Origin of the sequence: Nitrosomonas sp. Nm166 (genome assembly GCF_900112825.1) — a bacterium.
Taxonomy (GTDB): domain Bacteria; phylum Pseudomonadota; class Gammaproteobacteria; order Burkholderiales; family Nitrosomonadaceae; genus Nitrosomonas.
On record NZ_FONE01000056.1, the window covers coordinates 1 to 13,493 of the forward strand.

Below are 13,493 nucleotides of genomic sequence, written 5' to 3' on the forward strand. Positions count from 1 at the left end.
CGTGGCACTCCCGGGGATGATGTCCTCACGGGCACATCAGCAGCAGAACGCTTCGAGGCGGGGGATGGCAATGATCGAATGATCGGTCGCGGTGGGGCGGATGTGTTTCTGGGTGAAGCAGGTAATGACTATATTCGGGTATCCGATCTTGGCTTCCGTTTAGTTGATGGCGGCATCGGCAACGATACGCTGGCCTTGGGCGGTAGCAACTTGAATCTTAATCTGACCGATATGGGCGGCAAGATCAGCGGCATCGAAACCATTCGCCTGTTCGGCACCGGAGACAATACCTTGACGTTAACCGCAGCAGATGTACTCAATCTGTCGGATACTACTAATACCTTGAGAGTCAATGGTAATGCAGGTGATCGCATCGTCGGATTAAGCCATGGCTGGGGAGATGGCGGTGTTCATGGTGACTTCCATACCTTCTTTAATGACGCAGCAGTGCTGCTGGTGGGCGTGAATGTGACGACGGATTTTGTTTAGTGTTTTTAAACAGAAGCGCTAAAGAACTGACATTTCGAGTGCAGAGGTCTATTTTTGCATCAATTACAAAATTAACAATTATCAAAGCATTTTTACAGCGTAGTATCTACTGCATTATTTATAAAAGTAGCGATAAGTGTTTCTTTCAAGTAGGTTTTTGATAAATTTTTGTTGAAGGAGTCCTTAATCATGGCAGTATCAATCATTAAATTATCCAGCAACCTCAGCGGCAGCAATGGGTTTCGCGTGGATGGGGTAACAGCGGATGACAGTTTGGGTTTTTCGGTGAGTAACGCAGGTGACGTTAACGGCGATGGATTTGATGATGTGATCGTCGGCTCCCCTAGGGCTGATTCCAGCGGCGATGATTCTGGTTCAAGTTATGTGGTTTTTGGCAAAGCTGCTGGTTTTTCTGCCACGCCGGATTTATCCAGCCTGGATGGTAGTAACGGTTTTCGCCTGGATGGCGTGGCAGCGGGTGATTTTTCGGGTGGATCGGTCAGCAGTGCCGGGGACGTCAACGGCGACGGTTTTGCTGATCTGATTGTTAGTTCTTCTGGTGCTGACCCGAATGGTAGTAACTCCGGCTCCAGTTATGTGGTGTTTGGCAGGGCTTCCGGTTTTGCCGCTACGCTGAATCTCTCCGGCCTCGATGGCAGCAATGGCTTCCGCATGGATGGAGTCGGGGCAGATGATCGTTCGGGCGGATCGGTCAGCAGCTCCGGGGACGTCAATGGTGATGGCTTTGATGATGTGATTATTGGTGCCTCTGGTTCCAGTTATGTGGTATTTGGCAAAGCTGCCGGTTTTAGTGCCACGATAAATTTATCCAATATCGACGGCAGTAATGGTTTCCGACTGGATGCGGCGGGCTTGTCGGTCAGCAACGCCGGGGATGTCAATAGTGATGGCTTTGATGATGTGATTATCGTTACCCCTGATGCTGACCCGAATGGCGAGAGATCCGGCTCCAGTTATGTGGTGTTTGGTAAGGATTCCGGTTTTACTGCCACGATGGATTTATCCAGCCTGGATGGCAGCAATGGTTTCCGCGTGGATGGAGTTCCGGAGCAGGATTTTTTTTCTGGGTTTTCAGTCAGCACTGCAGGGGACGTCAATAATGATGGTTTTGACGATGTGATTATCGGTGCTCGTGGTGCTGATCCGAACGGCGATTATTCTGGTTCCAGTTATGTGGTGTTTGGTAAGGCTTCCGGCTTTACTGCCACGATGGATTTATCCAGCCTCGATGGTAACAATGGTTTCCGTTTAGATGGAGCATTTAATTATGATCTTTCAGGTACCGCGGTAAGTACTGCAGGAGACGTCAACGGCGACGGTTTTGATGATTTGATCATTGGTGCTCCCAGCCTTGCTTACTATGGCGACTCTGGCCACAGCTATGTAGTGTTCGGCAAGGCCTCGGGTTTTAATGCTGCGATGAATTTGTCCAGCCTGGATGGCAATAACGGTTTTCTCTTGGAAGGAGAAGTCCTTGGCGCGGCTGGAAGCTCAGTCAGCAGCGCAGGGGACGTCAACGGCGACGGTTTTGATGACTTGATGGTTGGTGAGCCTAATGCCGACCGGAATAATGTTAACTCCGGCTCCAGCTATGTGGTGTTTGGTGGTGATTTCCTTAATGAGGTGATATTTCTGGGCACACCTGGGGATGATACTCTCACGGGCACTGCGGCGGCAGAACGTTTCGAGGGAGGTGATGGCAATGATACGCTAAACGGCCAAGGCGGAGCGGACGTGTTTCGTGGGGATGCGGGCGATGACAATATCCGGTTAATTGATCTTAGCTTCCAATCACTGGACGGCGGCACTGGTAATGATATCCTGATCTTGGGCCGCGGCTTTGGTCCATTGGATCTGGATCTGGATCTGGCTAGTATGCGCGGCAAGATCAGCGGCATCGAAATTATTGATCTGATCGGGAGTGACAGCGACATCACATTGACTTTAACGGCATTGGATTTGATCAATTTGTCGGATACCAGCAATATCCTGACTGTAAACGGCAATGAAGGTAGTCGTGTCGTAGGGCTTACTGAGGGTTGGGCGGATGGTGGTATCGACGGTAATTATCATATTTACACTAATGGCGAAGCGGTGCTGCGGGTTGATACGGATGTAAGCACGGATTGGCCGGCTCCGGGCGTAATCAGCTTAGCCGATCTGGATGGCAGTAACGGTTTTCGCCTGGATGGCGTGGCAGCGTATGATTTTTCGGGCGGACCAGCCAGTAGTGCCGGAGACGTCAACGGCGACGGTTTTGACGATGTGATTGTCGGTGCTCGTTATGCTGATCCAAATGGCACCAACTCCGGCTCCAGTTATGTGGTGTTTGGCAAGGCATCCGGCTTTTCTGCTGCGATGGATTTATCCAGACTCGACGGCAGCAATGGTTTCCGCTTGGATGGAGTGGCAGCGTTTGATTATTCGGGCGCGGTCAGAAGTGCAGGCGATGTCAATGGTGATGGCTTTGATGATGTGATTGTCGGTGCGCCTGGTAACCGTTTGGCTGACCCGAATGGCTATAGCTCTGGCTCCAGTTATGTGGTGTTCGGCAAGGCTTCCGGTTTTAGTGCTGCGATAGATTTATCTAATTTGGATGGTAGCAATGGTTTTCGCCTGGATGGTGAAGCGGAGGGTGATGAATCGGGTTTCTCAGTCAGCAATGCAGGCGATATCAACGGCGACGGTTTTGATGATGTGATTATCGGTGCTCCTTACGCTGACCCGAATGGCTATAGCTCTGGCTCCAGTTGTGTGGTGTTCGGCAAGGCTTCCGGTTTTAGTGCTGCGATAGATTTATCTAATTTGGATGGTAGCAATGGTTTTCGCCTGGGTGGTGAAGCGGAGGGTGATAGGTCAGGTACCTCAGTGAGTGATGCTGGTGACGTCAACGGCGATGGTTTTAATGATGTAATTGTTGGTGCCTTTGTGGCTGATCCGAACGGCTATAGCTCTGGTTCCAGCTACGTGGTATTTGGCAAAGCTTCCGGTTTTGACGCCGTGCTGGATTTATCCAGCCTGGACGGCAATAACGGTTTTCGCCTGGATGGAGAAGCGGCGGATGATTTTTCGGGTTCTTCGGTCAGCAGCGCAGGGGACGTCAACAGCGATGGCTTTGATGATGTGATTATTGGTGCTTTCGGAGCTGATCCGAATGGCGACAGATCCGGCTCCAGTTATGTGGTATTTGGCAAAGCTTCCGGTTTTTCTGCCACGCTGGATTTATCCAGTCTCGATGGCAGCAATGGATTCCGCCTGGATGGGTTAACAGCGGATGATAGTTTGGGTTTATCCGTAAGTAACGCAGGGGACTTCAACGGTGACAGTTTTGAAGATTTGATTGTCGGTGCCCCAGGTACTAGTCCGAACGGCTCTTACTCCGGTTCCAGCTATGTAGTGTTGGGCAAAGCCTCGGGTTTTGATGCCACAATCGATTTATCCAGCCTAGATGGCAAAAACGGTCTTCGCCTGGATGGTGGTCCCGGCGCGTTTGATTTTTCAGGCCTTTCGGTCAGCAGTGCCGGCGACGTCAATAATGATGGTTTTGACGATTTGATTATTGGTGCTTCTGGTGCTGACCCGAACGGTGAAAGTTCGGGTTCCAGCTATGTGGTATTTGGCAGAAGCAGCTTTACTGATGATGGTGTAATACGAGGCACTCCCGGGGATGACATCCTCACGGGCACATCAGAAGCAGAACGCTTCAAGGCGGGGGACGGCAATGATCGAATGATCGGCCGTGGCGGGGCGGATGAGTTTCTGGGGGAAGCAGGCAATGATTATATCCGGATATCCGATCTTGATTTCGAGTCGGTGGACGGCGGCATCGGCAACGATACACTGGCCTTGGGCGGCAGCGGTTTGAATCTTAATCTGACCGATATGGCCGGCAAGATCAGCGGCATCGAAACCATTCGCCTGTTTGGCACCGGTGACAATACCTTGACCTTAACCGCAGCGGATGTGCTGAATCTATCGGATACTACTAACACCTTGAGAGTCAATGGCAATGCCAGTGATCGCATCGTTGGATTAAGCCATGGCTGGGGAGATGGCGGTGTTCATGGTGACTTCCATACCTTCTTTAATGACGCAGCAGTGCTGCTGGTTGGGGTAGATGTAGCGACAGATTTTGTTTAAAAGAAACTGTCATCTCGAGCGCGGCGAGAAATCTGTGTTGTTGATTCCAAGGTTCCTCACTGCGTTCGGAATGATAAATGTGGGTTATTGAGGCCTTCATCCCTGTCCATCAAAACCGCTCAGGTTGTCAGTAGGATTTTTCCGGCGTAGTATCCAGTTATTAATAACGCAATAAGTATTTCTTTCAAGTAAGTTTTTTGAAAAAATCTCTTTGAAGGAGTTCTTGATATGGCTACAACAGTGATTAATTTATCCAGTCTCGATGGCAGTAATGGTTTTCGCTTGGATGGCGAGTCGGCGGATGATCCATCGGGTTCGGTCAGGAATGCCGGGGACGTCAATGGCGACGGGTTTGATGATGTGATTGTCGGTACCTCTCCAGATTACCCTAGCTCTAACGTTAATTATGTAGTGTTTGGCAAGGCATCGGGTTTTGACGCCACGATGAATCTGTCCAGCCTCGACGGCAGTAATGGTTTTCGTCTGGATGGAGACTCGACGTATGATCGCTCGCTTATATCAGCCCGCAATGCGGGGGATGTTAATGGCGATGGTTTTGATGATCTGATTGTCGATAATCGTGGGTTTGATGTGAACGGTGGTAGCTCCCGCGCTCATTACGTAATGTTTGGCAAGGCTTCCGGTTTTGATGCATCGCTGGACATATCCAATCTCGATGACACTAACAGTTTTCGTTTTGATGGGCTAGCAGAATTATCAGCATATGATTTTTTTTCATAGAAATTAGAAGTGCAGGGGACGTCAATGGCGACGGCTTTGACGATGTGATTATCGGTACTGCCGATGCTGATACGAATGGCACCAACTCTGGCTCCAGTCATGTAGTGTTTGGCAAGGCGAATTTTGCTGCCACGCTGGATGTATCCAGTCTCGATGGCAGCAATGGTTTTCGTTTGGACGGAGCGGCAAATGATTTCTCGGGCGCCTCAGTCAGTAGCGCCGGGGACGTCAACGGTGATGGGTTTGACGATGTGATTATCGGTGCTCCTAACGCCAATCAGAGCGGCGGTTATTACACTTACCCCGGCGGTGCCAGTTACGTGGTATTTGGCAAGGTTTCTGGTTTTGATGCCGCGATGAATTTGTCCAGCCTCGACGGCAGTAACGGTTTTCGTCTAGATGGGTCGGGAAGAAGCCGGTCGGGCATAGAGGTCAATAGCGCCGGCGACATCAATGGCGACGGGTTTGATGATGTGCTTATTATTGGTCAGTCAGTGAGCCGGTACGGTGCGATTTTCGATTCGAGTTACGTGGTATTTGGCAAGGCTTCTGGTTTTGACGCCGCGTTGGATCTTTCCAGCCTAGACGGCAGTAATGGTTTTAGTCTGTTTGGGGATTCTTCTTATTATGGCGGTCAGTTCAATGTCAATAGCGCTGGAGATATCAATGGCGACGGGTTTGATGATTTGATTATAGGTGAAAGCGGCGCTGATCCGAATGACACCAATTCCGGCTCCAGTTATATGGTGTTTGGCAAAGCCTCGGGTTTTAATGCTGTGATTGATTTGCCCAGCCTCGACAGCAATAGCGATCTCCGCCTGGATGGCGTAGCAGCGTATGATTCTTCGGGCGGATCAGTCAGTAGTGCCGGAGATGTGAACGGTGATGATTTTGACGATGTGATTATCGGTGCACCTGGTGCTGACCCGAACGGCGAAAACTCTGGCTCCAGCTACGTGGTATTTGGCCGCAATGAGTTTACTGATGATGATGTAATACGGGGTACTCCCGGGGATGATAATCTCATTGGCACCCCAGAAGCGGAACGCTTCGAGGCGGGTGACGGCAACGATCGAATGATCGGTCGCGGTGGCGCGGATGAGTTTCTGGGTGGGGCAGGTGATGATTATAGCCGGGTATCAGACCTTGACTTCGAATCAGTGGATGGCGGCATCGGCAACGATGTATTGGCCCTCGGTGGCAGCGGCTTGAATCTTAACCTGACCGATATAGGCGACAAAATCAACGGTATCGAAACCATTCGCCTGTTTGGCACCGGTGACAACACCTTGACGTTAACGGCGGCGGATGTACTCAACCTGTCGGATACCAGCAATACCCTGAAAGTCAATGGTGATGCAGGAGATCGCATCTTTGGATTAAGCCATGGCTGGGGAGATGGGGGTATTCACGACGACTTCCATACCTTCTTTAATGATGCCGCGGTGCTGTTGGTGGGCATCAATGTGGCGACGGATTTTGTTTGAAAGAACTGTCATTTCGAGCGCAGCCGAGAAATCTGTGTTGTTGATTCCATAGATTCCTCACTGCGTTCGGAATGACAAATGTGGGTTATCGAGGCCTCATCCCTATCCATCACAAAACATCACAAAACATCACAAAACCGCTCAGGTTGTCAGTAGGATTTTTCCAGCGTAGCATCTACACATTATCGTACAAACAATGCAGTAGATAGTTCTTTTCAAATAAGTTTTGATGAATTTTTTGAAGGAGTACTTATCATGGCAATACCAGTAATTGAATTATCCAATCTCGATGGCAATAACGGTTTCAGTGTGGATGGGTTTGATTCTTCAATCAGCAATGCAGGCGATGTCAACGGCGACGGGTTTGATGATGTGATTATCGGTCAAGCTGGTGCTGATCCGAACGGCAGAAGCTCCGGCTCCAGTTACGTTGTGTTTGGTAAGAGCACAGGTTTTGATGCTACGCTGGATATAACCGGTCTGGATGGTAGTAACGGTTTCCGTCTGGATGGGGTGGCGACGGTTGATCTTTCGGGCAGGTCTGCCAGCAGTGCAGGAGATGTCAACGGCGACGGCTTTGATGATTTGATTGTCGGTGCCTTTGGTGCTGATCCAAATGGTGAACACTCCGGCTCCAGCTACGTGGTGTTTGGTAAGAGCACAGGTTTTGATGCCACCATGGATTTATCCGGCTTGGATGGCAGCAATGGTTTTCGCCTGGATGGAGCGTCGGAGTATGATCAATCTGGGTATTCAGTCAGCAGTGCCGGGGACGTCAATGGTGACGGATTTGATGATGTGATTATCGGTGCACGTAATGCCCTTTTTTCTTATCCGCACCCGTATCATGACTCTGGCTCCAGCTACGTAGTGTTTGGTAAGAGCACAGGTTTTGATGCCACACTGGATTTGTCCAGCCTGGACGGCAACAACGGTTTTCGTGTCGATGGTGAGGCGGCGGATGATCATTCAGGCCATTCGGTTAGTAATGCCGGGGATGTTAACGGCGACGGTTTTGATGATGTGATTGTCGGTGCCTATGGTGCTGATCCAAATGGTGAATTCTCCGGCTCCAGTTACGTGGTATTTGGCAAGGCTTCCGGTTTTGATGCTGCGCTGAATCTATCCAATCTCGATGGCAGCAATGGTTTCCGCCTGGATGGAGAGGGTGGTTCCTCGGGTCGGTCGGTCAGCAGTGCCGGGGACGTCAATGGGGATGGTTTTGATGATGTGATTATCGGCGCTCCCTATGCTAGCCTGAACGGTGGTGCTTTCGGCTCCAGTTACGTGGTGTTTGGTAAGGACTCAGGTTTTGATGCCACCATTGATTTATCTAGCCTCGATGGCAGCAACGGTTTCCGTCTGGATGGGGCGGATGGCTTGGGCAGATCGGTGAGTAGTGCAGGAGATGTCAATGGTGATGGGTTTGATGATGTGATTATTGGTGCTCCCAATACTTACCAGTATGGCGGCTCGGTCACTGACCCCGGCTCCAGTTACGTGGTGTTTGGCAAGGCTTCCGGTTTTGCCGCCACATTGGATTTGTCCAGCCTAGACAGCAATGGCGGTTTCCGTCTGGAGGGGGTGGCGGCGGGTGATTATTCAGGTATTTCAGTCAGCAGTGCCGGGGATGTGAATGGAGATGGCTTTGATGACGTGATTGTCGGCGCTCTCTTTGCGAACGGTATTTTGGGTGCCAGTTACGTGGTGTTTGGCAGAAGCAGCTTTACTGATGATGGTGTGATACGGGGTACGCCCGGGGATGATGTCCTCACGGGCACATCAGAAGCGGAACGCTTCGAGGCAGGTGACGGCAATGATCGAATGATCGGGCGTGGTGGCGCGGATGTGTTTCTGGGTGAAGCAGGTGATGACTATATCCGGATATCCGACCTTGACTTCGAGTCTATGGATGGTGGCATCGGCAACGATACCCTGGCTTTGGGCGGCAGCGGCCTGAATCTTAATCTGACCGATATGAGCGGCAAGATCAGCGGCATCGAAGCTATCCGCCTGTTTGGCACCGGTGACAATACCTTGACGTTAACCGCAGCGGATGTGCTCAACTTGTCAGATACCACGAATACCTTGATAGTCAATGGCAATGCCGGCGATCGCATCGTTGGATTAAGCCATGGCTGGGGAGATGGGGGTATTCATGGTGACTTCCATACTTACTTCAATGATGCGGCAGTGCTGCTGGTGGGTGTGAATGTGACGACGGATTTTGCAAGTTTTAGTGGATAGTAACTTATCAGTTAAATTACCTCCTGGTTTGGGGTAATTTAACTCTGCCCTGTTGCTGAAATTGGTGGATGGATTATGCGCAAGTTTCTTAAAGCCATCACAAAACTGCTCAGGTTTTAAGTAGGATTTTTCTGAGGTAGTATCACTTCGTTATTTTTGAAATAACGCAATAAGCATTTCTTTCAAGTAAGTTTTTTGATGAATCTTTTTGAAGGAGTCTAGATCATGGCAATACCAACAATTAACTTATCCAGTCTCGATGGCAGCAATGGTTTTCGTTTGGATGGAGTGGCGGCGTATGATTTCTCGAGCCGCGTTAGTAATGCAGGAGATGTCAATGGTGATGGGTTTGATGATGTGATTATCGGTGCTCCCGGTGCTGATCCGAACGGTAGATACTCCGGCTCTAGTTATGTGGTGTTTGGCAAGGCTTCCGGTTTTGATGCCGCGCTGGATTTAGCCAGCCTGGATGGCAGCAACGGTTTTCGCTTGAATGGAGCGGCGGCTTATGCTTTTTCGGCAGGGGTAAGTAGTGCGGGAGATGTCAATGGTGATGGGTTTGACGATGTGATTATCGGTGCTCCCGGCGCTGAACCGAACGGTTATGATTCCGGATCCAGCTACGTGGTGTTTGGCAAGGCTTCCGGTTTTGATGCTGTCCTGGATTTAACCAGCCTCGATGGCAATAACGGCTTTCGTATGGATGGAACGGCAGCGTATGACCGATCGGGCGATTCTGTCAGCAGCGCTGGAGACGTCAATGGCGACGGTTTTGATGATGTGATTGTCGGCACTCCTGGTGCTGACCCGAACGGTAGTGTCTCCGGCTCCAGTTATGTGGTGTTTGGCAAGGCTTCTGGTTTCGATCCCACGCTGAGTTTATCCAGCCTTGATGGCAATAACGGCTTTCGTTTGGATGGGGAAACGGGGGGTGATTTTTCGGGCATATCAGTTAGCAGTGCCGGAGACGTCAATAATGATGGGTTTGACGATATGATTATCGGTGCTCGCGGTACTAACCCGAATGGCGATTTCTACGCCGGTTCCAGTTATGTAGTGTTTGGTAAAGCTTCAGGTTTTAGTGCCACGCTGGATTTATCCAGCCTTGATGGAACTAATGGTTTTAGACTGGATGGGGCGGCGCTTGATCATTCTGGCAGCTCAGTCAGTAATGCTGGAGATATCAACGGTGATGGATTTGATGATTTAATGATTGGTGCGCCCTTTGCCTATAATCCAGGCGATGATTACGGTGAGTATTCTGGTTCCAGTTATATAGTATTTGGTAAGGGTTCCGGTTTTAGTGCCACGCTGGATTTATCCAGCCTTGATGGAACTAATGGTTTTAGACTGGATGGGGCAGAGGGTGATAGGACGGGTACATCATTAAGTAATGCAGGGGACGTCAACGGTGATGGATTTGATGATTTGATTGTCGGTGCTCCTGGCGCTGACCCAAACGGCAATCGTTCCGGCTCCAGTTACGTGGTGTTTGGCAAGACTTCTGGTTTTGACGCAACAATTGACTTATCAAGTCTCGGCAGCAATGATGGCTTTCGTCTGGATGGAGTAGCAGCGGATGATTATTCGGGCGCATCAGTCAGCGGTGCTGGAGATGTCAATAGTGACGGTTTTGATGATTTGGTTGTCGGCGCATCACAAGCTGATCCGAACGGCATTGAGGGCTCCGGCTCAAGCTACGTGGTATTTGGCAGAAGTAGCTTCACTGATGATGGTGTAATACGAGGTACCCCCGGTGACGATGTCCTCACAGGCACATCAGCAGCGGAACGCTTCGAGGCGGGGGATGGCAATGATCGAATGATCAGCGGCGGCGGGGCGGATGTGTTTCTGGGTGAAGCGGGGGATGACTATATCCGGGTACCTGACCTTGGCTTCGGTTTAGTTGATGGCGGCATCGGCAATGATGTCCTGGCCTTGGGCGGTAGCAACTTGAATCTTAATCTGACCGATATGAGCGGCAAGATCAGCGGCATCGAAACCATTCGCTTGTTTGGTACCGGTGACAATACCTTGACGTTAACCGCAGCGGACGTGCTGAACCTGTCGGATACCACGAATACCTTGAGAGTCAATGGCAATGAGGGCGATCGCATTGTTGGATTAAGCCATGGCTGGGGAGATGGGGGCGTTCATGGTGATTTCCATACTTACTTCAATGATGCGGCAGTGCTGCTGGTGGGTGTGAATGTGGCGACGGATTTCGTTTAAAAGAAACCGTCATTTCGAGCACAGCGAGAAATCTGAGTTGTTGATTCCAAAGATTCCTCACTGCGTTCGGAATGACAAATGTAAGTTATTGAAGCCTCATCCCTATCCATCACAAACCGCTCAGGTTGTCAGTAGGATTTTTCTGAGATAGTATCCCTTCGTTATATTTAAAATAACGTAATAAGCTTTTATTTTAAATAATTTTTTTGATAAATATTTTTTTGAAGGAGCTCTTATCATGGCTACATCAGTGATTAACTTATCCAGCCTCGACGGCAGTAACGGTTTTCGCCTCGATGGAGAAGCGGCGTATGATTTGTCGGGTTTTTCAGTCAGCAGTGCCGGTGACGTCAATGGGGATGGTTTTGATGATTTGCTGGTCGGTGCGCGTGGTGCTGACCCGAACGGCGATGACTCCGGTTCCAGTTACGTGGTGTTTGGCAAAGCTGCTGGTTTTGATGCCACGCTGGATCTATCCACTCTCGATGGCAGCAATGGTTTTCGTCTGGATGGGGAGGCGGCGGTTGATTATTCGGGCACTTCAGCCAGCACTGCAGGAGACGTCAACGGTGATGGTTTTGATGATGTGATTGTCGGTGCTGTCCTAGCTGATCCGAACGGCAATTACTCCGGTTCCAGTTATGTAGTGTTTGGCAAAGCTGCCGGTTTTGACGCCGCGCTGGATTTATCCAGCCTTGATGGCAGCAATGGTTTTCGCCTGAATGGGGTGTCAGAGTTTGACAGATTAGGTTCTTCGGTCAGCAATGCAGGCGATGTCAACGGCGATGGGTTTGACGATGTGATTATCGGTGCTTCTGGTGCTGACCCGAACGGCCAATACTCCGGTTCCAGTTACGTGGGGTTTGGCAAGACTGGCGATTTTGATGCTGCTATAGATTTATCCAGCCTTAATGGCAATAACGGTTTCCGTCTGGATGGCGTGGCGGAGCGCGATTATTCCGGTGCTTCAGTCAGTAGCGCCGGAGATGTTAATGGCGACGGATTTGATGATGTGATTATCGGTGCTCAGCGAGCTGACTCGAACGGTGATGACTCCGGTTCCAGTTACGTGGTGTTTGGTAAAGCAGCCGGTTTTGCTGCCACGCTGGATCTATCCAGCCTCGACGGCAATAACGGTTTCCGCTTGGATGGGGCAGTGTATGATTTTTCATCAGGCAATTCGGTCAGCGGTGCCGGAGACGTCAACAGCGACGGGTTTGCTGATGTGATTGTTAACGCTTTCGTTAGTAGTCCGAACGGAACTGCTTCCGGTTCCAGTTACGTGATATTTGGCAAGGCTGCCGGTTTTAGTGCCACGATGGACTTGTCGAACCTGGATGGCAACAACGGTTTCCGCCTCGATGGAGAAGCGGCGCATGATTATTCAGGCAGGTCGATCAGCAGCGCAGGAGATGTCAACGGCGACGGTTTTGCTGACTTGATTGTTGGTGCCCCTGGAGCTGATCCGAATGGATCCAGTTATGTAGTGTTTGGCAAGTCCTCGGGTTTTGATGCTGCGATGAGTTTATCCAGTCTTGATGGCAGTAACGGTTTTCGCTTGGATGGAGCGGCGGAGCTTGATAATTCGGGCGGATCAGTAAGCAACGCGGGGGATATCAATGGCGATGGTTTTGACGATGTGATTGTGGGTGCCTATTTTGCTGACCCGAACGGTAGATACTCCGGCTCCAGCTACGTGGTATTTGGCAGAAGCAGCTTTACTGATGATGGTGTAATACGAGGCACTCCCGGGGATGACATCCTCACGGGCACATCAGAAGCAGAACGCTTCAAGGCGGGGGACGGCAATGATCGAATGATCGGCCGTGGCGGGGCGGATGAGTTTCTGGGGGAAGCAGGCAATGATTATATCCGGATATCCGATCTTGATTTCGAGTCGGTGGACGGCGGCATCGGCAACGATACCCTGGCTTTGGGCGGCAGCGGCTTGAATCTGAATCTGACCGATATGGCCGGCAAGATCAGCGGCATCGAAACCATTCGTCTGTTTGGTACCGGTGACAATACCTTGACGTTAACTGCAGCGGATGTGCTCAATCTGTCGGATACCAGCAATACCTTGAGAGTCAATGGCAATGCCGGCGATCGCATCGTTGGATTAAGCCATGGCTGGGG

General features: G+C 50.5%; 6 protein-coding genes and 1 pseudogene. All 7 read left to right on the forward strand.

Annotated features, from left to right (window positions below; genetic code table 11):
• Positions 1–489, forward strand: a 489-nt coding sequence (locus tag BM021_RS13360; RefSeq protein ID WP_371116519.1) for a calcium-binding protein, incomplete at its 5' end; no start/stop codon positions are given.
• A 189-nt stretch (positions 490–678) separates the two neighbouring features.
• Positions 679–4,650, forward strand: a complete 3,972-nt coding sequence (locus BM021_RS13365) for a beta strand repeat-containing protein (protein WP_090721521.1) — start codon at positions 679–681, stop codon at positions 4,648–4,650.
• Between the two features lie 228 nt (positions 4,651–4,878).
• Complete coding sequence (locus BM021_RS13370) at positions 4,879–5,391, forward strand: FG-GAP repeat protein (RefSeq protein WP_090721522.1); 513 nt, start codon at positions 4,879–4,881, stop codon at positions 5,389–5,391.
• Positions 5,392–5,435: 44 nt separating this feature from the next.
• Entirely contained in the window at positions 5,436–6,878 is a 1,443-nt protein-coding gene (locus BM021_RS13375; protein ID WP_256207925.1) for an integrin alpha, read from the forward strand.
• A gap of 255 nt (positions 6,879–7,133) precedes the next feature.
• Positions 7,134–9,125, forward strand: coding sequence for an integrin alpha (locus BM021_RS13380; protein WP_090721524.1), 1,992 nt, complete (start codon positions 7,134–7,136; stop codon positions 9,123–9,125).
• 225 nt (positions 9,126–9,350) lie between these two features.
• On the forward strand, positions 9,351–11,357 hold the full coding sequence (locus BM021_RS13385) for a calcium-binding protein (RefSeq protein WP_090721525.1): 2,007 nt from the start codon (positions 9,351–9,353) through the stop codon (positions 11,355–11,357).
• A 238-nt stretch (positions 11,358–11,595) separates the two neighbouring features.
• Positions 11,596–13,493: pseudogene (locus tag BM021_RS13390) on the forward strand (hypothetical protein); the annotation flags it as partial.